21 protein-coding genes are annotated in these 25,507 nt (G+C 64.3%); 8 read left to right on the top strand and 13 right to left on the bottom strand.

Annotated features, from left to right (window positions below):
- Window positions 1-26 precede the first annotated feature (26 nt).
- Both E2A64_RS01585 and E2A64_RS01580 read left to right on the top strand, forming a co-directional pair.
- On the top strand, window positions 27-461 hold the full coding sequence (locus E2A64_RS01585; RefSeq protein WP_133282693.1) for a DUF2852 domain-containing protein: 435 nt from the start codon (window positions 27-29) through the stop codon (window positions 459-461).
- A gap of 126 nt (window positions 462-587) precedes the next feature.
- Window positions 588-1,340 carry a M48 family metallopeptidase gene (locus E2A64_RS01580; RefSeq protein ID WP_133282692.1) on the top strand — a complete coding sequence of 251 codons (753 nt, stop codon included), beginning with the start codon at window positions 588-590 and terminating at the stop codon, window positions 1,338-1,340.
- Window positions 1,341-1,343: 3 nt separating this feature from the next.
- Here E2A64_RS01580 and E2A64_RS01575 read toward each other — a convergent pair whose 3' ends face one another.
- Entirely contained in the window at window positions 1,344-1,949 is a 606-nt protein-coding gene (locus E2A64_RS01575) for an NUDIX domain-containing protein (protein ID WP_174235736.1), read from the bottom strand.
- A gap of 147 nt (window positions 1,950-2,096) precedes the next feature.
- On the opposite strand from E2A64_RS01575, the gene E2A64_RS01570 reads away from it, so the two are divergent.
- The 6 genes from E2A64_RS01570 to E2A64_RS01545 all read left to right on the top strand — a co-directional run bounded on the left by E2A64_RS01570 (window position 2,097) and on the right by E2A64_RS01545 (window position 7,705).
- Window positions 2,097-2,777 (top strand): phosphoribosylanthranilate isomerase, encoded by a 681-nt coding sequence (locus tag E2A64_RS01570; RefSeq protein ID WP_133282691.1) that lies wholly within the window; start codon window positions 2,097-2,099, stop codon window positions 2,775-2,777.
- Window positions 2,774-3,994: a tryptophan synthase subunit beta gene (trpB, locus tag E2A64_RS01565; protein ID WP_133282690.1), complete on the top strand. Its 1,221-nt coding sequence runs from the start codon at window positions 2,774-2,776 to the stop codon at window positions 3,992-3,994. The genes E2A64_RS01570 and trpB overlap by 4 nt, the downstream gene beginning before the upstream one ends.
- A 6-nt stretch (window positions 3,995-4,000) precedes the next feature.
- Window positions 4,001-4,486 carry a hypothetical protein gene (locus tag E2A64_RS18140; RefSeq protein WP_342210778.1) on the top strand — a complete coding sequence of 162 codons (486 nt, stop codon included), beginning with the start codon at window positions 4,001-4,003 and terminating at the stop codon, window positions 4,484-4,486.
- Between the two features lie 51 nt (window positions 4,487-4,537).
- Window positions 4,538-5,371: a tryptophan synthase subunit alpha gene (gene trpA, locus E2A64_RS01555; protein WP_133282689.1), complete on the top strand. Its 834-nt coding sequence runs from the start codon at window positions 4,538-4,540 to the stop codon at window positions 5,369-5,371.
- A 34-nt stretch (window positions 5,372-5,405) separates the two neighbouring features.
- Window positions 5,406-6,350, top strand: coding sequence for an acetyl-CoA carboxylase, carboxyltransferase subunit beta (gene accD, locus E2A64_RS01550; RefSeq protein ID WP_133282688.1), 945 nt, complete (start codon window positions 5,406-5,408; stop codon window positions 6,348-6,350).
- Between the two features lie 62 nt (window positions 6,351-6,412).
- Window positions 6,413-7,705, top strand: coding sequence for a bifunctional folylpolyglutamate synthase/dihydrofolate synthase (locus tag E2A64_RS01545; protein WP_133284203.1), 1,293 nt, complete (start codon window positions 6,413-6,415; stop codon window positions 7,703-7,705).
- Window positions 7,706-7,783: 78 nt separating this feature from the next.
- Here the strand turns inward: E2A64_RS01545 and trxA are convergent, their stop codons facing one another.
- From trxA to E2A64_RS01485, 12 genes are all read right to left on the bottom strand, one after another.
- A complete protein-coding gene (gene trxA, locus E2A64_RS01540) occupies window positions 7,784-8,104 on the bottom strand; it encodes a thioredoxin (protein ID WP_133282687.1) in 321 nt (106 codons plus the stop codon).
- 74 nt (window positions 8,105-8,178) lie between these two features.
- Window positions 8,179-11,751 (bottom strand): double-strand break repair helicase AddA, encoded by a 3,573-nt coding sequence (gene addA / locus E2A64_RS01535; RefSeq protein ID WP_133282686.1) that lies wholly within the window; start codon window positions 11,749-11,751, stop codon window positions 8,179-8,181.
- On the bottom strand, window positions 11,744-14,944 hold the full coding sequence (addB, locus tag E2A64_RS01530; protein WP_158285658.1) for a double-strand break repair protein AddB: 3,201 nt from the start codon (window positions 14,942-14,944) through the stop codon (window positions 11,744-11,746). The genes addA and addB overlap by 8 nt, the downstream gene beginning before the upstream one ends.
- Window positions 14,941-15,672: a nucleotidyltransferase family protein gene (locus E2A64_RS01525; RefSeq protein ID WP_133282684.1), complete on the bottom strand. Its 732-nt coding sequence runs from the start codon at window positions 15,670-15,672 to the stop codon at window positions 14,941-14,943. Before E2A64_RS01525 ends, addB begins: the two co-directional genes overlap by 4 nt.
- A gap of 21 nt (window positions 15,673-15,693) precedes the next feature.
- The gene (gene tsaE / locus E2A64_RS01520; protein ID WP_133282683.1) at window positions 15,694-17,196 is read right to left on the bottom strand and encodes a tRNA (adenosine(37)-N6)-threonylcarbamoyltransferase complex ATPase subunit type 1 TsaE; all 1,503 of its coding nucleotides are present in this window, start codon (window positions 17,194-17,196) and stop codon (window positions 15,694-15,696) included.
- A gap of 10 nt (window positions 17,197-17,206) precedes the next feature.
- Window positions 17,207-19,726, bottom strand: a complete 2,520-nt coding sequence (locus E2A64_RS01515) for a sensor histidine kinase (protein ID WP_133282682.1) — start codon at window positions 19,724-19,726, stop codon at window positions 17,207-17,209.
- A 197-nt stretch (window positions 19,727-19,923) separates the two neighbouring features.
- Complete coding sequence (gene ahcY, locus E2A64_RS01510) at window positions 19,924-21,324, bottom strand: adenosylhomocysteinase (protein WP_133282681.1); 1,401 nt, start codon at window positions 21,322-21,324, stop codon at window positions 19,924-19,926.
- 150 nt (window positions 21,325-21,474) lie between these two features.
- The gene (locus tag E2A64_RS01505) at window positions 21,475-21,756 is read right to left on the bottom strand and encodes an HPr family phosphocarrier protein (protein ID WP_133282680.1); all 282 of its coding nucleotides are present in this window, start codon (window positions 21,754-21,756) and stop codon (window positions 21,475-21,477) included.
- Window positions 21,756-22,157, bottom strand: a complete 402-nt coding sequence (locus E2A64_RS01500; protein ID WP_133282679.1) for a PTS sugar transporter subunit IIA — start codon at window positions 22,155-22,157, stop codon at window positions 21,756-21,758. Before E2A64_RS01500 ends, E2A64_RS01505 begins: the two co-directional genes overlap by 1 nt.
- Window positions 22,158-22,319: 162 nt before the next feature.
- Window positions 22,320-22,787 (bottom strand): HPr kinase/phosphorylase, encoded by a 468-nt coding sequence (locus tag E2A64_RS01495; RefSeq protein ID WP_158285657.1) that lies wholly within the window; start codon window positions 22,785-22,787, stop codon window positions 22,320-22,322.
- A complete protein-coding gene (locus tag E2A64_RS01490; protein WP_133282677.1) occupies window positions 22,787-24,619 on the bottom strand; it encodes a sensor histidine kinase in 1,833 nt (610 codons plus the stop codon). Before E2A64_RS01490 ends, E2A64_RS01495 begins: the two co-directional genes overlap by 1 nt.
- Window positions 24,620-24,664: 45 nt before the next feature.
- A complete protein-coding gene (locus E2A64_RS01485) occupies window positions 24,665-25,375 on the bottom strand; it encodes a response regulator transcription factor (RefSeq protein WP_133284202.1) in 711 nt (236 codons plus the stop codon).
- Between the last annotated feature and the right edge of the window lie 132 nt (window positions 25,376-25,507).

The raw sequence follows: 25,507 nt of genomic DNA, 5'->3' as shown, positions 1-25,507 counted from the left end.
AAACGGTCTGGATGAGGTTACGATTGATGAACACCAACGCACTGATCCGTCCCGCCTGGACGCCGGCGACCATCGCGCTGATGGTTCTCGGTTTCATGGTCTTCTGGCCGCTTGGCCTGGCGATGCTGGCCTACATCATCTGGGGCGATCGTCTCGAAAGCTTCAAGACCGAGGTCAACCGTTCGACCGACAATTTCTTCAGCACCTTCCGTGGCTGCACCCGCGGCCCCGCTTTCCGCGAGACCTCGGGCAACGTCGCCTTCGACGAATGGCGCGACAAGGAAATCGACCGCCTGAACGAGGAACGCCGCAAGCTCGACGAAGCCCGCGCCGAGTTCGATGCCCATATGCGTGATCTACGCATGGCCCGTGACCGTGAAGAATTCGAAAACTTCATGGCCGCGCGTCGCCGCAAATCCGACGACGGCGACAAGCCGACCAGCGTCCCCGAATTCGGCTAAGGCCGGATTACATCGACACCATGCTCAAGCGGCGCCTTCGGGCGCCGTTTTTCCTTCCGGGCATTCGAGGTGAAAGAATGTCTTTCCCTGTCGGGCATCCGCAACGAATCGCGTAAACAGACCATCATGTTCGCCAGCCTCCGCAAGACGCCTGTTTCCCGCCCCAAAGGCCCGGCTCGCCGGGATCTCGAGGTCAATGGGCGCTTGGTGCAGCTGACGATACGCGAACATGCGCGCGCGACCCGTATCACGCTCAGGATCGAGCCGGGCGGACAGGCCCTGCGGCTCACCATTCCACCCGGTCTTCCCGACCGCGAGGTCGACAGTTTCCTGACGCGCCATCACGGCTGGCTGATGACCAAGCTCGCCCACCTTCCGGGCGACACGCAGGTGGGCGAAGGCTCGATCGTCCCCATCCGGGGCGTCGACCATTTCATCGAGCGTTCCGGCAAGCTGCGCGGCCTTGCCGAGATGCTGGTGCTCGACGGCGAACATGTCCTGCGGGTCTCGGGCGCAGCCGAACATGCCGGACGGCGCGTCGCCGATCATCTGAAGCGGGAGGCGAAGAAGGATCTCGAAGCGCTCGTCGCCGGCCACGCCGCCACGCTCGGCCGCAAGGTGCGGTCGATCTCCTACAAGGACACGAGAAGCCGCTGGGGCTCCTGCACCTCGGACGGCCGGCTTTCCTTCTCCTGGCGCATCGCCATGGCCCCGCCCCACGTCATCGACTATCTCGCCGCCCACGAGGTGGCCCATCTGGCGGAAATGAACCACTCGAGCGCCTTCTGGGCCGTCTGCGAGGGCCTGTGCCCGCGCACAGACGAGGCCAAACGCTGGCTCAAGAAAAATGGTAACCGCCTGCAGGCGCTGCAGTTTTGACCGTCAATCTTCCATGATGCCGGCAAGGGCCAGATGCTGGAGCAGCATGATGGTCTTGGCATCGCGGATCTCGCCTGAACCGATCATCCGGAGCGCCCTTTCCAGGGTCGGCTCGAGAACCTCGATCTCCTCCCCTTCCGCCTCCTCGCCACCGCCGGCCGAGACCTTCATCTCCGCCTCGTAGGGCGCGATGAAGAAGTGCAACTGCTCGGTCACCGAGCCCGGCGTCATGAAAACGGTCCAGAGCTTTTCGACGGCGCCGACGCGGTAGCCGGTTTCCTCCTCGGCCTCGCGGCGAATGGCCGCTTCGGGATCCTGCCGGTCGAGAAGTCCGGCGCAGGCTTCGATGAGTTCGGGATCTTCACCCACGACATGAACGGGCAAGCGGAACTGACGGGTCAGGACCACCGTTTTTCGCGCCACATTGTAAAGCAGGATCACCGCCCCATCGCCGCGGTCGTAGACCTCGCGCGCCTGGCGCTCGGTCCGCCCGTCATGCCGCCGGAAATCGAAATCGTAGCGGGTCAGCCGGCCCCAATTGTCCGAAAGCAGCGTTTCGTCGCGCATGGTTACACGTGGAACATTGGTCGTCGAGCCGGAGGAGTTCATTGGCGGCTTGCCTTTCGTGTGAGATCATCGAGCAAACACGAAATCGCGGAACTGTTAAATCCCGGTGGATGTCGAAAGGCCACCGCGACCCTTATTTGAAGGGGTGAAGCCTCGACTCAGCCTTTTTTTCATGCCAGTGGAGCGACCATGGGTACGAAGGTCAAATTCTGCGGTCTCAAGACACCGGACGCCGTGCGGCTTGCCGCAGAGCTGGGCGCCTGGAAAATCGGCTTCATCTTCTTCCCCAAGAGCCCGCGTCACGTCGAGGTTCCGGTCGCCGCGGAACTTGCTGCCGTCGCACGCAATCTGGGTCTCGAGACCACTGCTGTGACAGTCAATGCAAGCGAGGCCGAACTCGCGGCCATCGTCGCCTCCATCCAGCCTGACCTGTTGCAGTTCCATGGTGCGGAGACACCGGACCATGTCGACAGGATGAAGGCCCGTTTCGGCCTGCCGGCGATGAAGGCGTTTTCGGTCCGGGAGGCATCCGATCTCGATGCTGTCGGCCCTTATCGCGGCATAGCCGATTTCATCCTGTTCGACGCCAAGGCGCCCAGGGGCTCGGAGCTTCCGGGCGGCAATGGCGTGTCCTTCGACTGGTCCTTGCTCGGTGGACTTCAGCCCAGGATCGATTATGTGCTTTCAGGAGGACTGACGGTCGACAATATAGAGGAGGCACTCGCTGAAACCGGTGCGCCTTTCGTCGATGTCTCCTCTGGAATAGAATCCGCGCCGGGGATCAAGGATCCGGCCAAAATGCGCGCTTTCGCGGCGGCCGTTCGCCGCCATGACGAAACGCAGGCGCTGACAAGGGAGTCTGTCGCGTGAACAAGCCAACCATTCCGAATTCATTCCGCACGGGACCGGACGAACAGGGCATGTTCGGCATTTTCGGCGGCCGCTTCGTCGCCGAGACGCTGATGCCGCTGATCCTCGAGCTGCAGGACGAGTGGAACAGGGCCAAGACGGATCCGGAATTCCGCGCCGAACTCGAGCATCTCAACACGCACTATACCGGCCGGCCCTCGCCACTCTATTTCGCCGAGCGGCTGACCGAGCATCTGGGCGGCGCGAAGATCTATTTCAAGCGCGACGAGCTCAACCACACCGGCTCGCACAAGATCAACAACTGCCTCGGCCAGATCCTGCTCGCCAAGCGCATGGGCAAGACCCGCATCATCGCCGAGACCGGCGCAGGCCAGCATGGCGTGGCATCGGCGACGGTAGCCGCACGTTTCGGCTATCCGTGCGAAGTCTATATGGGCGCCACCGACGTCGAGCGTCAGGCCCCCAATGTCTTCCGCATGAAGCTGCTCGGCGCGAAGGTCAATCCGGTGACTGCGGGTCACGGCACGCTCAAGGATGCGATGAACGAGGCGCTGCGCGACTGGGTGACCAATGTCGAGGATACCTATTACCTGATCGGGACCGCGGCCGGCCCGCATCCCTATCCGGAAATGGTGCGCGAGTTCCAGGCGGTGATCGGCAAGGAAACCCGTGAGCAGATCATGTCCGCCGAAGGCAAGCTGCCCGACCTTCTGGTCGCGGCGGTCGGCGGCGGTTCGAACGCCATCGGGCTGTTCCATCCCTTCCTCGACGACAAGGGCGTGCAGATCGTCGGCGTCGAGGCCGGCGGCAAGGGACTGAACGGCGACGAGCACTGCGCTTCGCTCACCGCCGGTTCACCGGGCGTCCTGCACGGCAACCGGACCTATCTGCTGCAGAACGAGGACGGACAGATCAAGGAAGGCCATTCGATCTCCGCGGGGCTCGATTATCCCGGCATCGGCCCGGAACATTCGTGGCTCAAGGATTCCGAACGGGTCGAATATGTCCCCATCATGGACGACGAAGCGCTCGAGGCGTTCCAGCTGCTGACCAGGCTCGAAGGCATCATTCCGGCGCTCGAGCCGTCCCACGCCTTGGCCGAGGTCATCAAGCGCGCGCCGAAGATGCGCAAGGACCAGACCATCGTGATGAACCTTTGCGGCCGCGGCGACAAGGACATCTTCACCGTCGGCAAGATCCTCGGAATGGGGCTCTAGGCTCAGATGGATCACCGGCGCATCCTCGACGACAGTGAGCTGTACGCCCCGCGCGAAGCGGGGTTCGTGACGCTCGTCGATCATCGGGATGCCATCGTCAAGCTCAGCGCCATCCATGCCCAGGGACTTGCCGCGCTGGACAGCGGTCTGGTGGAGGCTTCTCACGCGATCATCGAGAATGCCGAGCTCGTTTCGGCGCTGAAATTCTGCGAAACCGCCCAGCTCGGCGCCGGATTTGCCATTCTCCATGTGGGCGAGGAGGCGGTCTGGCTGCTTCTTCATTTCTGGCTGCCGGGCGGGATCGTCAGCCGCCATCTGTGGTACACCGAGATCGGCACGCACGAATTCAAACCCGCTCCGGATCATCTGATGGCCTGCCTGTGGGAACTTGCAGTCATCGATTTCGAGCGCCGCGCCTGGATGGAGACCGCTCTGGCCGGACGTCCGATTTCGGAGTATTTCTCCCGCACCCTTCCGGCTCAGCCGGTCTAGTTCGAGAGATTTTCGCGGCACTCAGGCCGCAGAGACAGGAATGACAGTTCGATGAAGACGCGTATCGATAGCCGTTTCGAAAAGCTCAAGGCCGAGGACCGGCCGGCCCTGGTGACCTATTTCATGGGCGGCGACCCGGATTTCGACACTTCGCTCGAAGTGATGAAGGCGTTGCCGGCGGCAGGTTCGGACGTGATCGAACTCGGCATGCCCTTTTCCGATCCGATGGCCGACGGCCCGGCGATCCAGGCTGCCGGCCTGCGCTCGCTCAATGCCGGCCAGACGCTGGTCCGCACGCTCGAGCTCGCCCGCAGATTTCGCGAAACCGACGACGAGACCCCGATCGTGATGATGGGCTACTACAATCCCATCTACATCCACGGCGTCGACAGATTTCTGGCCGAAGCCAAGGAAGCCGGCGTGGACGGCCTGATCGTGGTCGATCTGCCGCCGGAAATGGACGAGGAACTGTGCATCCCCGCCATCGAGGCCGGCATCAACTTCATCCGGCTTGCGACGCCCACCACCGATGACAAGCGGCTGCCCGCCGTTTTGCGCAACACCTCGGGTTTCGTCTATTATGTCTCGATGACCGGCATTACCGGAACCGCGATCGCCGACACCAGCAAGGTCAACACGGCCGTGCAGCGGATCAAGGGCCATACGGAGCTGCCGATCTGCGTCGGCTTCGGCGTGAAGACTGCCGAACATGCCCGTGCCATCGGCGCGACCGCCGACGGCGTCGTGGTCGGTACGGCCATCGTCAATGTGATGGCGGATGCGATCAAGGCGGGGAAATCGGCCGGCGAGACCGCCGGGGCCGTTACCGCACTGGTCAGCGAACTGGCGAAGGGCGTTCGTGAATCGCGCCTCGCCACCGCCTGAGCCGAAACAAGAACAATAAGACGGAGATACCGCGTTGAACTGGATCACAAATTACGTCAGGCCGAAGATCAACTCCATGCTCGGCCGCCGCGAAGTGCCCGAGAATCTCTGGATCAAGTGTCCCGAGACCGGCGAGATGGTCTTTCACAACGATCTGGTCGAGAACCATTATGTGATCCCGGCATCGGGCTATCACATGAAGATGTCGGCCACGGATCGCCTGAAATTCATCTTCGATGACGGCGCATACGAACTTCTGCCGTCGCCGAAGGTGGCACAGGATCCGCTGAAATTCCGCGATTCCAAGAAATATACCGACCGGCTGAAGGAATACCGCGCCAAGACCGGCAAGGACGACACCATCGTGGCGGGCTACGGCAAGGTTCACGGCGTTCCGCTCATCGCCTGCGTGCACGATTTCGGCTTCATGGGCGGCTCGCTCGGCATTGCCGCCGGCGAAGCGATCGTCCAGGCATTCCTGGCAGCCATCGAGCGCAAGGTGCCGCTCGTCATGTTCCCGGCATCGGGCGGCGCACGCATGCAGGAAGGCACGCTGTCGCTGATGCAGCTTCCGCGGACCACCGTTGCGGTGGAAATGCTCAAGGAAGCCGGCCTGCCCTATATCGTGGTCCTCACCAATCCGACCACCGGCGGTGTGTCGGCTTCCTATGCCATGCTTGGCGACATCCAGCTCGCCGAGCCGGGTGCGGAGATCGGCTTCGCCGGCAAGCGCGTGATCGAGCAGACCATCCGCGAAAAGCTGCCGGAGGGCTTTCAGACCTCCGAATATCTGCTCGAGCACGGCATGGTCGACATGGTTGTTCACCGTCACGACCTGCCGCTCACCATCGCCCGCCTTATCTCCATGCTGATGAAGAAGCCGCCGATCGCCGCCGCCGAGGTGGAGACCGCCGGCGTGGAACAGCTGGCTGCACCCGCCAATGGCGGCGAGCCGGTGCCTCTCCCCGCAGCCAACTAGCAGCCCTTATCCCGAAGCGGAGCGCGGCCTTGTCCAAGGCGGAGACCGAAATCGACGCGCTCATGGCGCTTCATCCGAAGGGCTACGACCTGTCACTCGACAGGATCGGCCGGTTGCTCGAGCGTCTTGGCAATCCGCAGGACCGCATGCCGCCGGTCATTCATGTGGCCGGCACCAACGGCAAGGGATCGGTCACGGCCTTCTGCCGGGCGATCCTGGAGGCGGGCGGGCTGACGGCCCATGTCCACACCTCCCCCCACCTCGTCAACTGGCACGAGCGCTTCCGGCTCGGCGCCGAAGGCGGCGGCAAGTTCGCGGAGGACGGCGTTCTCGCCGATGCCATCCGCCGTGTCGCAGAGGCAAACAGGGGCGAGCAGATCACCGTCTTCGAAATCCTGACCGCCGTCATGTTCGTGCTGTTCTCGGAACATCCCGCTGACGTCGCCATCGTCGAAGTGGGGCTCGGCGGCCGTTTCGACGCGACGAACGTGATCAGCAGGCCCGCCGTTTCGGTCATCATGCCCATCTCGCTCGACCATCAGGCCTATCTCGGCGACCGGGTCGAGCTCATTGCGGCGGAGAAGGCCGGGATCATCAAGCAGGGCGCTCCCGTCGTCATCGGCGAGCAGCCGGAAGACGCTGCGCGCGACGTGCTGATCGCGACCGCCGAGCGCCTCCGCTGCCCCTATACGGTCTATGGTCAGGATTTCATGGCCTTCGGCGAACATGGCCGGATGACCTATCAGGACGAGGATTGTCTTCTCGACCTGCCGTCGCCGCGTCTGGCCGGTCGCCACCAGTATGCCAATGCCGCAGCCGCCATCAGGGCGCTCAAGGCCGCGGGTTTTTCCCTTTCGGACGAGGCGATCGCCAAGGGCGTGGAAAGTGTCGAGTGGCCGGGACGCCTGCAGCGGCTGACCTCCGGCCATATCCATGACCTGGCAGCCGACGACAGCGAAATCTGGATCGACGGCGGTCATAATCCGGGCGCAGGCAAGGTCGTGGCCGAAGCCATGGCCAATCGCGAGGAAGCCGATTCGCGGCCGCTCTTCGTGATTGCGGGAATGCTCAACACCAAGGAGCCGAGAGGCTATTTCGAACCATTCGTCGGGATCGCGCGGCATGTCTTCACCGTGCCCCTCCACATGAGCGATGCCGGCCTCGACCCCGTGGCCCTCGCAACCGATGCGGCAGAAGCCGGATTGTCCGCGGAAGCGGTAGACGATGTCGAAAGCGCCATGCGCAAGATTGCCGCAACCTGGAGTGAGTGGGACAATCCCCCGCGCATCCTGATCGGCGGATCGCTCTATCTGGTGGGCGAGGTTCTCAAGCTCAACGGCACGCCGCCGCAATGACCCCTCCGGTATCCAAGACATGAAAAAACCCGCCGGCAGGACCGGCGGGTCTTCATCAGACAATAACGATCACATCGTTCAGGCAGCGCCCGAAATCCAGCCGCTGAGTGCGGTCTTGGGCGATGCACCGACCTTGATGTCGGCGACAGAACCGCCCTTGAACATGGCGAGCGTCGGGATGGAACGCACGCCGAACTGGGCCGCAAGTTCCGGGTTCTCGTCGATGTTGAGCTTGGCGATCTTCACCTTGCCATCCATCTCGGCGGCAATTTCCTCGAGGCTCGGGGCGATCATCTTGCAGGGACCGCACCATTCCGCCCAGAAGTCCACCACGACCGGGACATCGGATTCGAGTACTTCGGACTGGAAGTTCGCATTGTCGACTTTCACGGTTGCCATTGCGCGGCACTCCTTCGAATTCTGATTTGGTTGGCTCCAATGTGATGATTCGGAGCGGTGTATTCAAGGGTAATTTATCCCGCGGTCGCCTGATCGGAGACGAGGGTGGCAAATGCCTCGTCCATCTCGGCGGCTGAAAGCATGACGAGTTTCGGCAGGCCGGTGTAGAGAAGTGCCGCCCTGATCGCCTTGCCGGGATAAAGCGGCTTGAGCACCTCGCGATAGACCGCGAGCTGCGCCGCATGGGCCGGATGGTGAATCTCGCCCGGCAGCATGGCACCGGTCTTGTAGTCGAGAATCAGCACTTCGTCGCCAGACACCGAGAGCCGGTCGATACGACCCGACACGACGCGCTGCCTGCCGCCGAGCTCGATCGTGCCCATGACGGACACTTCGGTTCGGCTCTCGGCATCGAAGATATCCGAGAAATCGGGATGATTGAGGACGGCCAGCGATTCGGCGACGAGAGCTTGGCGGTCTTCCGCCGGCATGGATGGCATTGCGCGCTCGCAGTAGCGCCGCGCCGCTGCCTCCCGTTCGCCGCGCGGCAAGCCCGGGAGAACCTGCAACAGCCGGTGCGCCGCCTTGCCGCGCTCGGCGGCGTGTGCGTTCGACGTCCGGTCAGCCGAAAAGGGCGAGATGAATTCGTCGCGGGGCTCGTCGCCGGAAATTGCCGCTCCCGCCGCCGAGGGCATCAGCGGCCGGGGCAGCCCCGCGGGACGCGGGAGGGGTGTAGCCGGACAGTGGAAGCTTGCCCGGTCCGCTTCGCCGTCCCGGCTTTCCGTCGTGTCGATCGCCGCTGCCGGCTGTTGGTCGCGCTCATAGCGGATCCGGCGGACCGCGAAGCTCTCCTCGCCGACGGGCCGTTCGAACTGCTCGACCAGTAGATCCGCGTCGTCTTCCGCAAGTCCGAAGCCGGATTCCACCATCGAATGCCAGGTCGGCGTGCCAGCCTCCCTCAGGCCACGATACCCGCAGACGACAAGCCGGTCGGCGGGGCGCGTGAGACCGACATAGAGAAGCCGGCGATATTCCTCCTCCGCCTGGCTCTTCTGATCGGCAACGGCTTGCTGCGCGGCGGCGACCGAACGTGACGCCTTGTCGGGCAGCCAGAGCGGATATCTGCCGCGCGGTCCCTCAACCAGCCAGAATTTCGGCACATGGGAGGCCTGGAAATCGGCGCCACCGGAATCCACCAGGAATACGATCGGCGCCTCCAGCCCCTTGGAGGCGTGCACCGTCATCACCCGGACCGCGTCGCCTTCCTGCTCCATCTCGCGCTTGATCTCGGGTGACTGGCTGTCGAGCATCGCTATGAAGGACTGCAGCCCGGGAATACCCGCCTCGTCATGGTCGAGCGCAAGGCCGAGGAACTCGTCGAGGACGTCGCCGACTTCGGTTCCGAGCCGTCCGAGATAGGCGACGCGACCGCCTTCAGGCCCGAGGATGGTGGCGAAGAAATCATGCACCGAGAGCCGGCCGGCCAGGTCGCGCCAATGGATTACCGATTTGTGGAATTCGGCAAATGCCGGATCTGTCACCGCCAGCTCGGCGAGGCGGCGGGCGAGCGACATGCCGTCATCCCGCCCGGCAGCCAGCCTGAAGAGCGCATCCTCGTCGAGCTGGACCAGGGGGCTTTTCGCCAATCCGGCCAGCGACAGGTCATCGCCGGCATGGAGCACATGACGGCCGAGCGCGATCAGATCCTGAACCGCGATGTGATCGGTGAGTTTCAACCGGTCGGCGCCCGCCACGGGGATGTTGCCGCCGGCTTTCAGCATGCGCAGCAGCGTCGGCACGAATCCGTCGCGCTTGCGCACCAGGACAAGAATGTCGCCCGCCGTCACGGGCCTGAGATTGCCTTTGCGGTCAGCAATCGTTTCGGAGCCGATCCATGAGCGGATGGTCGCGGCGATGCGCGCCGCAAGCCGGGCCGCAGGGGCGGATTCCGGCACGTGGTCGAACGGATCTGTCCAGCTTTCGCCGGTCTCTACCTGTTCGGCGGCGATCATGTCCCAGAGTTCGACCTCGCCGGGTGCCGAGCGACGGGCGCTTTCGTGGATGATGGCTGCGCGCTCCTCGCCCAGGCCACGCTGCGCGTCCTGGCTCTCATAGACCAGATCGACAAGCTTGAGCACTTCGCGGGTCGAGCGGAAGGAGACGCGAAGCGGAATCGTCTCGAAATCACGCCCGGAGGCCTCGGCCTTGCGCCTGGCGTAGCGGCGTTCCTCCGAAAAGCTTTCCGGTCTCGCGCCCTGGAAGGAGTAGATCGACTGTTTCTCGTCGCCCACGGAGAAGAGGGTGCGCATGCCGCCGCGCGATCCTTCGCCGGCAAAGAACTCGCTCGCCAGTGACCGGATGACGTTCCACTGCAGGGGAGCCGTGTCCTGCGCCTCGTCGACCAGAATGTGATCGATGCCCTGATCGAGCTTGTAATGAACCCATGCACCGGCGCCGGAGCGCGACAACAAGGAATCGGTGGCCGCCACGAGATCGTCGAAGTCGAGAAAGCCCTGTCGGTGCTTGAGCCTCTCGAAGGCGGCGATATAGCGCCGCGCCAGGTGAAGGGCCGTGAGATTGTCGTCGAGCACGTCGAAGGCAGACAGCTTCTCGAGCGCCGTCGCCACCTGCGCCTTGGCTTCCTCCAGCCGTTCGGCGATATCCGGGATGACGGCGGCAACCTGTTTGGCACCGACATTCTTGAGCGACTTGATCTCGCCGGAGGCATTCAGGAACGCATCCGAAACGATTCTCGATGCCTCTTCCTTCGTCCCGGGAACGGCCTTGAGCATGTCCTGCGCGAAGGCGAGCGCGGTCTTGGCCGGCTTGTCGCCGCCGGCGGCACTTTCGATCTGCCTCAGCGTCTCGACGTCGAGGGCTTGGAGCGGCCAGAAGAGCGACAAGGCGTCCTGGCGCGTCGCCTGCGGCGCAATATCGAGGCCATCGCGCAATTCCGCCTCGATCCCGGCCCGCCTGTCCGCGCGCGCGAGGAAATCGGAAATGGCGCGGCGGTGCGAATAGATGTCGGCCAGAAGCGCTTCCAGACCGCCCTCACCCGCCCGGTCGAGAATGGCATCGATGGCGGCGGGAACGCCGTCATCGGTCTCGTTGACGCCGGCGGAGAACATGAGCCTGCGGGCTTCGGCCAGAAGATTGGCGGCCTCCCGGTCATCAAGCACCTGGAACCGGCCGGCGATATTGGCTTCGAGCGGGAAGCGCTGCAGCACGGCCTCGCAGAAGGCGTGGATTGTCTGGATCTTCAGCCCGCCCGGCGTTTCCAGCGCCATGGCGAACAGCTGCCGTGCACGGGCGAGCGTCCCCGCACCCGGCGCCGCCTCGCCCAGATCCTCGATGGCTTTCGCAAGGTCTTGTTCCGGCATCCGGCTCCAGCCGGCCAGGATGCGGAACACGCGATTGGACATCTCGGCGGCGGCCGCCTTGGTATAGGTCAGGCAGAGGATCGAGGACGGCCGCGCACCCGCCAGCAGAAGGCGGATCACGCGGTTGGCGAGAACATGGGTCTTGCCGGAGCCGGCATTGGCGGCCACCCAGGCGGAAAGCCCCGGTGTCGCGGCAAGGCGCTGGCGAAGCGTGGTCTCGCTGACCGGATCATGGGCGGTGTCGACGCGCAAACGGTCGTCAGTCATCGCCGCCTCCATTTTCACCCTCGGCGGCGGTCTGCCACTCGGCGACACGGGCGAGATGATCGTAATCGCCGGAGAACTCGCGGGCGGATTTCGGGATCACCCGGGACATGTAGCCCCGGCGACCGTCGCGCAGGGCCGAAACCAGCCCCTCGAACTCGCGGGCCGCTCGCGCGGCCAGCGCTTCGGCGCGGTAATCCGGATCGTCCTCCTTGCGCGGCGCCTTGTTGACGCGATCCTCGTATTTCTCGTTGCCCGTGAGACGCAGATAGAGAAGTTCGGAAACCGGTAGCGGCCCGATATCCCGGAAACCGCCAAGTCCGAGCACATGGGCTTCGAGCGCCAGTTGCGGATCAAGGAGCGTGCGGGCCTGCTTCAACGATGGCGAGGCGCCCGTCTTGTAGTCGATCAGACTGGCACTTCCGTCCGAGAGGATCTCGATGCGATCGGCGAGACCGCGGAGTTCCGCACCCGAGGGCAACGTCATCCTTGCGTAGGCCTCGACGAAAGTCTTCTCGCGGTTTGCCGCGCGGGCGGCCTCCCACCCGGCGATCACCGGGGCCGCGCGCGACAGGCGGTTGCGCCAGACGAGCCTCAGCTCGATCGGCAAACCTTCCCCGTCCAGCACCTCGTCGGCGATGGCCATGAGCCGCTGTTCGGTCAGATCGGCAGCCTCCGCATCGCGCACGAAGCGTTCGAGAATGGCATGATAGATCGTACCGCGTTCGCGCGGGCCGGGATCGGCAATGAAATCATCAAGCGGATCGAGCCCGAGAATGCGTTTGGCATAGATCGAATAGGGGTCGCGGCGCAGGCGTCCGACCTCGGAGAAACTGTAGCTGGTCGGCTGAAGCCCAGCGGGCGGGTGCGGCTCGGGGCGGCCGGGAAATGTTCCGGCCCCGGCAAGTTCGGCGGCGCGCAGCCATTTCAGTATCGCCTCTCCGCGCTCGCGCATGCCGCCCAGAGCCTCCGGCCCAGCCGTCGCCGCCAGCCGCTGCAGCCATCGCGAGGCCACCGTGGGAGCGCGTCCGGCGCGCAACGAGCGCGACAGGATGGCATGGGGCATGGCGATCGCCATCTGCACGTCGTGGGCCGCCTGGCCGATGCGCCGTTCCGGCGGTTCGAGCCCTATCGCCGCCTTCATGGCGCGAGAGAGAAACGGATCCTCCTTGCCGGGCGCGGGCCAGCTTCCCTCGTTCAGCCCGCCCAGAAGCACCGTATCGACGTGCTGCAGGCGCGCTTCGAGCGAACCCCAGACGAAAGCGCGCGGATGACCGCCGCCTTCGGGCTTGACCACCTGGCCGCTCAGCAGGGCCTCCAGTGCCGCAATCCATTCGAAACCGGAAATCGCGAGGCCCGTCCGGCTGTCGCGGCAATCGGACAGCAGACCGGCAAGCGCCTTGCCCGCGTCGCCACCCCAGAGGGCGGTGAGCGAACCCGCGGCATCCCTGGCGATGGCTTCGACCACCAGTGCAGTCGCAAAGGCGAGGTCACCGACCGGCGCGGTGCCGGAGCCGTCCGCAAACAGGGCAGTCAACGGTTCGAAGGCCGCCACGATCTTGCGCGCATGGCCCTGCGCCTGCGCGATCTCGGTCTCGCTCAGGCGGTGAAGCCAGGCCGGGGCATGGCGGTCGGTTTCCCGGCGCTCCTTGCCTGCCATGACGAGGTCCGGCAGGCTGGACAGCCTTGCCTCGCCCGGCCTGCCACGCAATCCGAGCGTCTCGACCGTCTCGCCGAGCCGCCGCGCCTCATTCGATTCGCATCCGAAACGAGCCAGAGGATGCTTGATCAGGGCTGCCAGCGCCACCGGATCCGACGGGCCGAAGGCCACGGAGACGGCGAGGCGCGCCAGCGAGCCGGCAGACGTGTCGCCAAGGCTGCGGCCGCCCGAATCATCGGCTTCGATGCCGTAGCGCCCGAGTTCTATCACCACCCGCCGCGCAAGCGCCCGGTCCGGCGTGACGAGGGCCGCCACGGGTTCGGCATTTCCCGCCGTGGGTTCGAGGGCGGCCCGCATGGCGGCTGCGAGCGCCTGGGCCTCCTCGCGCTCATTGGCGGCCTCGATGAGCGTGACCCCGGCCAGCGCAGTCGCGGTCAGGTCCGGAGCCGCAGGAACGGCAGCATCTGACCAGGCCGTGGTGGCGGCGGCGGGAAGCAGGGCCGTCGAGACGAGCCGGTTGCGAGCCCGGATCGTTTCCGGCGGCTGTCCGAGTTCCGGTATGTCGGAGACGGCGGAGGGCGGCAGGCCGAGCGCGCCCAGAAGCCGGAAGAGGCTGTATTGCGGGTGAGAACGGATGGTCACCGCGTCGAGCCGCGCGGAAGGGTTCTGAACCCTCCCGGCCGGCTCGGCGAAATCGGAGATCATCGCCCAATGGGCGGGGGCCATCAGCTTGTCGAGACCCGGCAGCACGACCGCACCCTGCCGGTGGCCGGCAATGGCCGCGATGAGGCGGGCGGTCGAGGGACGCGTGCCCGTGGAACCGGCGACGACGACCGGGCCTTCAAAGCGGCCCTCGGCGATGCGGCGGGTCTCGGCATCGATGAGGGCATTGTGGTGAGCCGCCGGACTCGACTGGTTCCGTTCACCGAGCAGCGCCGGCCAGAACTCCCGCGCCACCTTGAGGAACTCGGCAGTGATCCGCCACCATTCCTGAAGATCGGCTTCGATCGCTTCATCGAGCCTGGCGAAATCGGCCTCCTCGGATTCCACCGCCTGGACGAGATCGAAAAGAGCACGCGCCAGCCATACGGCATCGGCCGGATTGGCCGGAGCCATCATCGGCGCACCATCGAGATGGGCGGCAATCGCCTCGGGGAGCCGTGATTTCCAGGCAAGCACCAGCTCGGCCAGCGAGAGGATGGCATCCACCGTGCCGACAGGCGGGTCGAGCTCGAGCGCTACCGGTGTGTCCTCTTCGAAATAGCCGGTGTCATCGTCGGTTTCCCCAAGTGCGCGGATGACAGGGAGGATCGCACTGCCGGTTCCAAGCCGGTCGGCGATCTCCGAGCGCAGCACACGGGCGGCGCGGCGCGTGGGAAGATAGACGGTGACGGCAGAAAGCGCCATCGGATCGTCAGCCGGATTCGGCAATCCGAACCCGAACGTGTCATCGACCAGCGCTTCGGCCAGGAGGCGAAGGAATCCCGCGCCCGGCGGGACGGAATAGATGCGCCTTGTACCGCCGGTAACGGTCACGGCGCGTTTCCGGACCGGTAAGCGTGCATGGCCGCCTCGGCTTCCCCGATCGCTTCCGGTGTGCCCACCGTGAGCCACAGCCCCGCCATCGGCATGCCGTGGAGCCTGCGGCGTTCGATCGCTTCGTTGAAACAGGCATTGAGCGAAAATTTCGCCGGCCGGCCGGTACCGAAGATCGCCGGATCGATAACGAGCGCGCCGGCATAGATCAGCGGATCGCCCTCGCCCCGGTAACGCTGAAGCCGACCGCTGTCATCGGCGACGAAATCGCCCTTGCCGTCGAAGCCCGTCGCCTGATCGGGCCGTGCGGTCATCAGGGCGATATCCATCTCCGCGGGATTCCAGATTTCAATGAGCCGGGTAATATTTTCCGCCGTCGCCTGGGGATCCTCGAGCCAGAACGTGTCGGCATTGATGACGACGAAAGGCTCGGAACCGAGTTCGGCAAGCGCATTGACGATGCCACCGCCGGAATCGAGAAGTTCGGCGCGCTCATCGGCAATCGTGACTGCGTAGCCGGAGTCCGACAGCCAGGCCTCCAGCTTGTCGGCGAGGTAATGGACGTTGACGACGATAGTGTCGAGACCGGCGCTCCCGAGGGCCTCGAGCCCGTAGGCGATCAGCGGCTTGCCGTCGACCTCGACGAGCGGCTTCGGGATGCGCTCGGTGATCGGGCGCATGCGTGTACCCAGGCCCGCGGCCAGCACCATGGCGGAGCGGATTGTCATCGGCGTCTAGAACTCCCCGTGTCACGAATCGGCGGTGGCAATTCCAGCGCTTGCGAACCACGAACGCAAGGGCTCAAGTGCCGGATGCTCCAGCGAGCGGGCCATATAGGCTTCGATCCGCGGCAGATGTTTCAGATAGGCCGGCTTGCCGTCGCGCCTGTCGAGCCGGACGAAGATGCCGAGGATCTTGGCGGCGCGCTGTGCGGCCATGATCGCATAGGACCGGCGAAAGGCATCCGGATCGAAGCCGCCGTCGGCCATCAGGCGCTGCTCCTCGTAGCGGGCGAGCAGCATCCGGGCGAGCGGCTCCGGCACGGTGACCCGGGCATCCTGCACCAGCGAGGCGACGTCATAGGCGGAAGGGCCGATCAGCGCATCCTGAAAATCGATGAGACCGATGCGATCGATGCCCGTCTCTTCCGGCCGCCAGATGATATTGGGTGAATGGAAATCACGCAGCACCAGTGACTTGTGGGCACTTTCCAGCGCGTCGAAGAGCCCCTGCCAGCGGGCAAGATAGTCCTCACGAATCCGGCCCTCGACCTCGGAGCCCGTCCTGTAGGGCAGGTACCAGTCGGTCAGAAGCTCGACCTCGATTCCGAGCGCCCGACGGTCATAGGGAGGGATCTCGTAGGTCTCGCCGTCGGGCAGCATGATCGGACCGGGCACGCCCTTGGCATGCAGGGCCGCCAGCACGTCGATGGCCTGCACATAACGCTCCGGCACGGGCTCGCCCTTTTCGTCGAGCGGGGTCTCGCTGCCGAGATTTTCGACCAGCAGGAAGCCGTGCGCCATGTCGGCGGCGGGAATGCGCGGAGCGGCAAAGCCCCATTCGCGCAGCAGACGGTCGATGGCCACGAAGGGTTTCACATCTTCGGCCAGATGAGCGATCTGCGAATAGGGCAGGCCGTCACGTACCGGCGGACCGTCAGGCCGGCGCGGCGCATTCATCAGGATGAGGCTGCCGTCGCCGATGCGTTCATAGGAGCGCGCCGACGCGTCACCCAGCAGGAACCGGCGCCGCACGCCCTCATGGCCGTTCGCATCGAGAAAATCGCGAGCGACGCGGGATCGGATGAAACGTTCGAGAAAGGGCCCCGTGCCCGAGATCTCGATATCCCGGCCCTCGTCTCCGCCTGTCAGAAACAGTGAAATCGCGTCACCCGGCAGGGTGCCCTCGGCGCGCTCGGGCCATTCGACAAGGGCGGCACCGGTTTCCAGGATCTCGTCGAGGCCGAGCTCGTCAAGCTCGTCGGCCGATCCCAGACGATAGAGGTCGAAATGGCTGACCGGCACCCGCAGATCGTAACTCTGGACCAGCGTGAAGGTGGGGCTCGGCACTTCCAGCCGATCGTCACCTGCAATCGCACGGATAATGCCGCGCGCCAGCGTCGATTTGCCGGCGCCCAGGTCACCCGAAAGCGCCAGGCAATCGCCGGGAGCCAGGGCCAGCGCGATATCTTCGGCAAGGCGGAGCGTGGCAGCCTCGTCGGGGAGATGGATGACGGTGCGATATTCAGACATGCGCCCGGGACTATTCAGCCGCGTCACGGCTTACTTGCGGATTGAGAGGAAACCGGCAGGTAACGGTTGCGCCGCCCTTTACCCGGTTCTCGATCATGACGGTGCCGTGGTGCAGGCCGACGAAACTCTCCACAATCGACAGGCCGAGGCCCGCGCCCCGCTTGCGCCCCGACTGCGAGCCGGTGGAAAAGCGCGAGAAGAGGGTTTCGCGCATGTCCTCGGGCACGCCGGGGCCGTTGTCCGAGACGCGGAAGACGACTTCGCCGTCCTCGCGGGCGCATTCGAGCTCGATGACCGAGCCTTCGGGCGCGAAATTCGCGGCATTCATCATCAATTTGAAGAGAATCTGCTTGAGCCGCTGATGGTCGCCGACCATGGATTCCGGCGCCTGTTCGTCGCGGATGACGATCTGAAGGCTGCTCTCCTTGAGGCGGCTGTTGATCTGCTCGCGGGCTTCCTCGAGAAGCTCGGGTATCTCCACGTGATCGAGGTCGAGCTTCATGATGCCGGCATCGACCGTGGCAAGATCGAGGATGTCGTTGACGATGGTCAGAAGCACGGAAGAGGACGCCGCGATATGCTCGACATATTCGCGCTGGCGGTCGTTGAGTTCGCCGATCGTCGGCGTGGAGAGCAGGTCGGCGAAGCCGATGATGTTGGTGAGCGGCGAGCGCAGTTCGTAGGATACGTGCTGGACGAAATCGTTCTTCAGCGCATCGGCCTTGCGCAGCGCTTCGTTCTTCTCGGTCAGCATCCGCTCCGCACCGACGGAATCGGTCACGTTGACGAAAGCGATCATCGTCTGCGCGTTGGGCAGCGGCACGACGGCGTAATCGAGGATCAGCCCCGTATTGAGCTCAAGCCGCCCTTCGCGGGTGCTGCGATCCTCGTCGAAACCGGTGATCGCTGAGGTGAGAAGCGGCCAGCCATCGGCCTTGTCGTGCGAGGCCTGGCAGAGATTGGCGATCTCGCGGATATGGGTGCCTGGCCTGGTTTCAGCCTCGGTGAGCCCCCAGAGCGAGCGGAAGGCGGTGTTGGACAGCTTGATCTTGCCGTCGGGACCGAAAACGCTGACGCCCTCGGTCAGATGGTCGATGGTTTCGCCCTGCACACGGACCAGCGTGTTGTAGCGCGCCTCGAGATCGACCTGTTCGGTCAGGTTCTCGAAAATCCAGGTGGCCCCGCCCAGCGGATGGGCATTGGCAATGACGTTGAGCGTCTGGCCATCCGGCAGGTGCCAGAGCTGCGGCTCGGTATCGACTGAGCGATAGACCGAGAGCACCTGTTCCTTCCAGTCGCGCCAGGAATGGGGCTCCGGCAGCTTTCCGAGACTGCGCAGCTTTTCGAGCAGTTCGCCATTGTCGGGGCGGCGTTCGAGATAGGCGGTATCGAGATCCCAGAGCTTGAGGAAGGCCTGGTTGAAGAACTGCAGGCGCTGCTCGCGGTCGAAGATCGCCACCGGGGTCGCAAGCTGGTCGAGCATGTCCGAATGACTGCCGAGCGTGCGCTTGAGTTCCTCGCGCACATCCTCGATCTCCGACACGTCGAGGGCCAGTCCCGCCTGCCCGGCGGCCGTCTTGACGTCGGCGACCTCGAGAAAGCGGCGATGGCCACGTACGACGGTCGAGACCTTTTCGAGGAAAGGCCGCTCCGGCGTGACCGACATGCGGATGCGTTCGCGGGTGGCGGACCCCAGAAGCTCGAGCTTGCGATCGATGGCGTCCTGGCGGCTTTCGCCCTCTACGGCCTCGGCATAGGCCTCGTTGACCCAGCGCAGCTGGCCATCGGCATCGCGCAGCCAGACCGGCATGTCGATGATGTCGAGCATGTTCTGGAGAAGATCGACGGAGACGAGCAGACGGTCGCGTTCGGTGCGCAACTCCGCCAGCTCGGCGCGCAGGTTGGACAATGCCACAAGACGGATAAAGGCCCGGCCGCCGGCCACACGGCCCTGGGCTTCCAGGACCTGACCGGTATTGGTTTCCAGCGTGATATCGAAGCTCTGGGCATTCGACCGGAGTTTTTCGGAAGCGCTTTCGAGCGCCCGCGCCGATGTCGGGCTCAACCAGCCGGAATAGGCGAGAAACCCCTCGACCTCGTCGGGCGCGCCGATTTCCGGCGGCAGCGTGCCCAGGATTTCGGCGGGCACGCCCACGCCTTCCCAGATGATGATGCGGCGATTGCGATCGATGATGAGGGACTGGTAGCGCGCAGCACGGGCATTCGCATCGGCGAGCGAGGCCCGCAGCTCCCGGTTTTCCGCATCGGTGCGGCCGCGTTCCCTGATCAGCCAGATCGCCGAGATCATGGCGGCGGAAACCGCCCCGATGACCATCGCGAAATTCACGACGTCGAGCGTGGAGAGCGAAAGCTTGGCGACGTCCTCGGCGGCACGTGCGGGCGCGGGGAAGACGGCGGGCAAGGCGATGCCGGCCGCAAGCCAGCTGCGCAACCGTTTCAGCCGCACCGAATCCCCGGCGTGGCCGGGCGCCTGGTCATCTGTCCCGCCCGACTGCAATTTAGCCGTCATCGATTTGGTCCCCTGCCGGGCGATGCGCGCGTCGGCCCGGTCATGTTCATGAGGGCCGCGTCCAATCCCGCGCGAATCATCGCCTCAAAAACATACCGGTTTGTCGAATCACGGTGAAGACCAAGTGTGCCAAAAAGAGATGCGCGCCCTTTTGTCAAGAGCGCGCACACAAGATGTAGTAGGTTATGAACTATTGGTTAATAGCGGTAGTGTTCCGGCTTGTAGGGACCTTCCGGCTTCACGCCGATATAGGCGGCCTGCTCTTCGGAAAGCTCGGTCAGCCTGACTCCCAGCTTGTCGAGATGGAGCCGGGCGACATGCTCGTCGAGGTGCTTGGGCAGCACGAAGACCTTGTTGTCGTATTCGCCGTGTTTGGTGAAAAGCTCGATCTGGCCGAGCACCTGATTGGTGAACGAGGCGCTCATGACGAAGGACGGGTGACCGGTGGCGTTGCCGAGGTTCAGCAGGCGGCCTTCAGAAAGCAGGATCAGGCGCTTGCCGTCCGGGAACTCGATCATGTCGACCTGCGGCTTGATGTTGTCCCACTTGTAGTTGCGCAGCGAGGTCACCTGGATCTCGTTGTCGAAGTGACCGATATTGCCGACGATGGCCATGTCCTTCATCTCGCGCATGTGGTCGAGACGGATGATGTCCTTGTTGCCGGTGGTGGTGATGAAGATATCGGCGGTCTTCACCACATCCTCGAGCAGAACCACTTCATAGCCGTCCATGGCCGCCTGAAGTGCGCAGATGGGATCGGCTTCGGTGACCTTGACGCGGGCGCCTGCGCCCGAAAGCGAAGCGGCCGAGCCCTTGCCCACATCGCCGTAACCGCAGACAACGGCGACCTTGCCGGCCATCATCACGTCGGTCGCGCGGCGAATGCCGTCGACCAGCGATTCCTTGCAGCCGTACTTGTTGTCGAATTTCGACTTGGTGACGGAGTCGTTGACGTTGATGGCCGGGAAAGGCAGCAGGCCCTTCTGCTGCAATTGGTAGAGGCGGTTCACGCCGGTGGTGGTTTCCTCGGTCACGCCGCGGATGGCGGCGCGCTGCTTCGTGAACCAGCCGGGGGAGGCTTCCAGGCGCTTCTTGATCTGGGCGAAGAGAACTTCCTCTTCTTCCGAACCGGGGTTGGAGAGCACGTCCTCACCGGCTTCGGCACGGGCGCCCAGCAGGATATACATGGTGGCGTCGCCGCCATCATCGAGGATCATGTTGGAGACGCCGCCATCGGTCCACTGGAAGATCTGGTCGGTATAGGTCCAGTACTCCTCGAGCGTCTCGCCCTTGACCGCATAGACCGGGATACCGGCCTTGGCGATGGCCGCGGCGGCATGGTCCTGGGTCGAGAAGATGTTGCAGGAAGCCCAGCGGACCTCGGCGCCGAGAGCGACCAGCGTCTCGATCAGCACGGCGGTCTGGATGGTCATGTGCAGCGAGCCGGAAATGCGGGCGCCCTTGAGCGGCTGGCTCTCGCCGAACTCGGCGCGGCTGGCCATCAGGCCCGGCATTTCGGTTTCGGCGATGACGATTTCCTTGCGGCCGTAATCGGCGAGACCGATATCAGCGACCTTGTAATCGGGGGATTGAGCCATGGAAGTCTCCGGCAATATTTTCGCGCCCGGCCAGCGGATCCGGCGGGTAACTTTGGGCGCTCAAATAACAGGATTTGCCGCGACTGGCAACCATGACATAAAGATGTCTTTATGTCTTGATGAGGCTTGCATCAAGACGGTGCCGGCGACTTACTCCTCTTCGCCGAAACGATCGGCAACCAGCTTTTCCAGTGCATCGAGCACATCCTCGGCCTGCGGGCCGGACGCCTCGACGAAAATGCTGCATCCGGGCGAGGCCGCAAGCAGCATCAGCCCCATGATGGAGGTGCCGCCGACCGTGGTGCCGTCGCGCGACACCTTCACATCGGCATCATAGCCCTCGGCAACCTGGACGAATTTCGCCGAAGCGCGGGCATGCAGGCCGCGCTTGTTGCGAATGGGGAATTCCCGCGATGTGCCTTCACCGGTCATTATTTGCTCGTCAGCAGCCGGCTGGCCACATTGATGTATTTGCGCCCGGCTTCCTGGGCTTCCTGCAGCGCACGCTGCATGTCACCGCCGACGCGAATGCCGGCAAGCTTGATGAGCATCGGAAGATTGACGCCGGCAATGACTTCGACGCGACCGTCTTCCATGACGGAAATGGAGAGATTGGAAGGCGTACCGCCGAACATGTCGGTCAGGATGATGACACCTTGACCATCCTCGGCGCGGGAGACCGCTTCGACGATATCCAGACGGCGTTGATCCATATCGTCTTCGGGGCCGATGCAGACCGTCTCGAAAGACGACTGCGGTCCGACCACATGTTCCAGCGCATGCCGGAACTCTTCAGCGAGCTTGCCGTGGGTGACAAGCACCAGACCGATCATTCTGCCTCCACATATGTCCTACCGGTGCGGAACGCGGATCAGGTTTCGTCACTGTCCGCGAGGCCGGTTCAACAGGCTCGCCATCTTGGCCAGACAGCGACGATATTCAAGACCAAATGTCATCAAACCGTCTTTTTTCGCACTGCGGCAATTTGCGCCGACTCACGGCTTCGCCGCGAGAGCCGACAGGATGACCTGCAGGGGGTCGACAGGTGAACGGTAGTCGACGCGAATGAGTTTCAACCGGCACGTGCCGATCATGCAGAATTCATCGTCGGGCGGGAGGCGTCCGGCGCCTTCCGGGCTTGCGGCCATGACGACGGCCTCGAGAACCGCGCTTTGCCGCCAGGCAAAGGAAAAGATGCCGGTTCCGCGGATTTCGGCCCTGCCGGCTATAGGCTGCGGACAACGGGCAATCACCCGGCCGCCCGAAACCGCCAGGTTCACGCCGTCATCGGCGATGAGGGCCGCGTGGGTTCCAGTGGTCCGCGCCGAGGACATGCAACGCAGGGCGGTGGTGGTTTTGCCCGAACCCGAAGCGCCGGTTAGGAGAAGTCCGCGCTCGCCGATCACCACCGCCGTGGCATGGACCGGCGCTCCCTCGGCAAGCGTGAGGGCGGGGTCATTCATCAGATGTCGGCCGCCGGCAGGTCGACGACAAACCGGGCGCCGGACCATCTGCGCTCATCCGCATCGGGGGCGGGCGCCTTTGCGGCCTTCCTGCCCCTGGCCGGCTTCGGCTCCAGCGGAATGTTCTCGGCATAGAGCCGGCCGCCATGGGCCTCGATGATCTGCCGGCTGATCGACAGGCCCAGGCCGGAGTTCTGGCCGAAATCCTCACCGTCGGGCCGGTCCGTATAGAAGCGCTCGAAGACGCGTTCGATATTTTCTGCCCGGATACCCGGTCCGTTATCGGCGACGCTGACGCGGATATTGTTGCGCCGGCGGGAGAGATGAACGGAGATCTCGCCTGAATCCTGCGGCACGAAGGACCGGGCATTCTCGATCAGGTTGGTGATCACCTGGCCAAGCCTGAGATCGTGGCCATAGACGCGGAAATCGGTCTTGTCGTCAGCCTTGCCGTCGACGTGGAAGGAGATATCGACCGTGCGATCCTTGCGACCGACCTGCCTGGCGATGCCGACGAGGTCACCGAGCAATTTGCGCATGTCGACGATGGCGCTGTCCTGGCGGGCGAGTTCGGCATCAAGACGCGAGGCATCCGAAATATCGCTGATCAGCCGGTCCATGCGACGCACATCGTGCTGGATGACGTCGAGAAGGCGCTTCTGCGATTCCGGCGTGCGCGCCACAGGCAGGGTTTCCACCGCGCTGCGCAGGGATGTCAGCGGGTTCTTGAGCTCGTGGCTGACATCGGCGGCGAAGCTCTCGATCGCGTCGATGCGGTCATACAATGCGTTGGTCATGTCGCGCAGCGCCACGGAGAGGTTGCCGATCTCGTCCTGGCGCGCCGAGAAATTGGGGATCTCCTCGCGCTCGCGCGCACCACGACGGACACGGACGGCAGCAGCCGACAGGCGACGCAGCGGGGTGGCTATCGTGCTTGCAAGCAGGAGCGAGAGGATCACGTTGACCAGCGCCGCCACACCGAAGACACGGAAGATCGCCATCCGCTCGGCATGGACGATCTTGTCGATGTCGCCAGCCTGGGTGGAGAGAAGCAGCACGCCGAGGACGGCCCGGAAACGCTGGATCGGCACCGCGACGGAGACGATCAGCTCGCCCTTTTCGTTGACGCGCACGATCGCGCCGCGGCTTCCCGTCAGCGCGTTCATGACTTCCGGGTAAATCGTGCCGTCCGCGCCCGGCGGCTCGCGGTAGAGCGGCAGGTCGCGCCGCTGGAACAGCCGGTTGAACCAGGCCCAGATACGGTCGTCGAAGCTGAACGTGTCGGGTTCGGCGGATGGCAGGTCGAAGCGCAGCACCTGGCCGGATGTATAGAGATAGCGCGAATCCAGAAGCAGGCTCGCATCCTCGTCGAAGATGCGGGCGCGCGTGCGCGTCGGCGAAATCAGGCGCCTGAGCACCGGGGCGACGCGTTCCGGATTGATCGGAAAATCGAGACTGTCGCTGCTCGAAGGCTTGATGGTCTGCCCGGCCTGCAGTTCGAGCAGCTTTTCGGGATCGATGGTGATCGAGTTGGTATCGACGGACGCGGAGGCCGCAATCGCACCCGCAATGATCTCGCCCTGGGTGAGGAGGCTTTCGACGCGGGCATCGATGAGGCCTTCGCGAAACTGGTTGAGGTAGAGGATACCGGTCACCAGAACGAAGAGCGCCAGCAGGTTGAGCGAAAGGATACGGCGCGTCAGGCTTGAAAACAGCACGTGGCCAAAGAGGCGACGCACCATCGTCACCAGCCGGGTGAACCCGGCGGGACGCCGGCCCGCCCGGGCCTTGCCGCCGGGAGCGCTCTCCATGTCCTCTGCTTCAATCGCCATCGTTTCCGATCCGGGGCGTCACCGGCCCGCTAGCCGCACCCTGCCTCAGGCGCTTTCGCGGAAGCGGTAACCGACCCCGTAGAGCGTTTCGATCATGTCGAAGTCGGTGTCGACCACCTTGAACTTCTTGCGCAGCCGCTTGATGTGGCTGTCGATGGTGCGGTCGTCGACATAGACCTGTTCGTCATAGGCCGCATCCATCAGCGCATCGCGACTTTTGACCACGCCCGGACGCTGGGCCAGAGACTGCAGGATCAGGAACTCGGTGACCGTCAGCGTCACCGGCTGGTCCTTCCAGGTGCAGGTATGGCGCTCCTGGTCCATGACGAGGTGGCCGCGTTCGAGCGTCTTGGACGGCGTGGCCGTGGCGCGCCCCTGGGCCGCACCCTCGCGGCTGGCCGCGCGGCGCAGCACGGCCTTGACCCGCTCGACCAGCAAGCGCTGCGAGAACGGCTTGGTGATGAAGTCGTCGGCGCCCATCTTGAGCCCGAAGAGTTCGTCGATCTCCTCGTCCTTCGAGGTGAGGAAGATCACCGGCAGGTCCGACTTCTGGCGCAGGCGGCGGAGAAGCTCCATCCCGTCCATGCGCGGCATCTTGATATCGAAGATCGCCAGCTGCGGCGGGCGTGCCGCCAGGCCGTCGAGCGCCGATGCCCCGTCGGTATATGTTTCCACGCGATATCCTTCCGCCTCCAGAGCGATCGACACCGAGGTCAGGATATTGCGGTCGTCATCGACGAGCGCGATGGTCTGCATCTGTTCAAACTCCATCATTTTCAGGCCTACCTCTTGGACGCGCCCCACACGCCCGCGGACCGGCACGATCATGCCGCTTCGCGAAGCCGCCACATGCGTCCATGAGGATAAACTGGGAACAAAATGTGGCAC

Source organism: Pseudohoeflea suaedae (genome assembly GCF_004354915.1).
GTDB lineage: Bacteria > Pseudomonadota > Alphaproteobacteria > Rhizobiales > Rhizobiaceae > Pseudohoeflea > Pseudohoeflea suaedae.
The sequence above is the reverse complement of the archived record's forward strand: the minus strand, read 5'-3'. Positions and strand labels throughout refer to the sequence as shown.

Excerpts from the sequence above, each read along its gene's own strand:
- E2A64_RS01585 (WP_133282693.1), top strand. The coding sequence starts at position 27 with ATGAACACCAACGCACTGATCCGTCCCGCCTGGACGCCGGCGACCATC.
- E2A64_RS01580 (WP_133282692.1), top strand. The coding sequence starts at position 588 with ATGTTCGCCAGCCTCCGCAAGACGCCTGTTTCCCGCCCCAAAGGCCCG.
- E2A64_RS01575 (WP_174235736.1), bottom strand. The coding sequence starts at position 1,949 with ATGAACTCCTCCGGCTCGACGACCAATGTTCCACGTGTAACCATGCGC.
- E2A64_RS01570 (WP_133282691.1), top strand. The coding sequence starts at position 2,097 with ATGGGTACGAAGGTCAAATTCTGCGGTCTCAAGACACCGGACGCCGTG.
- E2A64_RS18140 (WP_342210778.1), top strand. The coding sequence starts at position 4,001 with ATGGATCACCGGCGCATCCTCGACGACAGTGAGCTGTACGCCCCGCGC.
- trpA (WP_133282689.1), top strand. The coding sequence starts at position 4,538 with ATGAAGACGCGTATCGATAGCCGTTTCGAAAAGCTCAAGGCCGAGGAC.
- E2A64_RS01545 (WP_133284203.1), top strand. The coding sequence starts at position 6,413 with ATGGCGCTTCATCCGAAGGGCTACGACCTGTCACTCGACAGGATCGGC.
- trxA (WP_133282687.1), bottom strand. The coding sequence starts at position 8,104 with ATGGCAACCGTGAAAGTCGACAATGCGAACTTCCAGTCCGAAGTACTC.
- addA (WP_133282686.1), bottom strand. The coding sequence starts at position 11,751 with ATGACTGACGACCGTTTGCGCGTCGACACCGCCCATGATCCGGTCAGC.
- E2A64_RS01525 (WP_133282684.1), bottom strand. The coding sequence starts at position 15,672 with ATGACAATCCGCTCCGCCATGGTGCTGGCCGCGGGCCTGGGTACACGC.
- tsaE (WP_133282683.1), bottom strand. The coding sequence starts at position 17,196 with ATGTCTGAATATCGCACCGTCATCCATCTCCCCGACGAGGCTGCCACG.
- E2A64_RS01515 (WP_133282682.1), bottom strand. The coding sequence starts at position 19,726 with ATGACGGCTAAATTGCAGTCGGGCGGGACAGATGACCAGGCGCCCGGC.
- ahcY (WP_133282681.1), bottom strand. The coding sequence starts at position 21,324 with ATGGCTCAATCCCCCGATTACAAGGTCGCTGATATCGGTCTCGCCGAT.
- E2A64_RS01505 (WP_133282680.1), bottom strand. The coding sequence starts at position 21,756 with ATGACCGGTGAAGGCACATCGCGGGAATTCCCCATTCGCAACAAGCGC.
- E2A64_RS01500 (WP_133282679.1), bottom strand. The coding sequence starts at position 22,157 with ATGATCGGTCTGGTGCTTGTCACCCACGGCAAGCTCGCTGAAGAGTTC.
- E2A64_RS01495 (WP_158285657.1), bottom strand. The coding sequence starts at position 22,787 with ATGAATGACCCCGCCCTCACGCTTGCCGAGGGAGCGCCGGTCCATGCC.
- E2A64_RS01490 (WP_133282677.1), bottom strand. The coding sequence starts at position 24,619 with ATGGCGATTGAAGCAGAGGACATGGAGAGCGCTCCCGGCGGCAAGGCC.
- E2A64_RS01485 (WP_133284202.1), bottom strand. The coding sequence starts at position 25,375 with ATGCAGACCATCGCGCTCGTCGATGACGACCGCAATATCCTGACCTCG.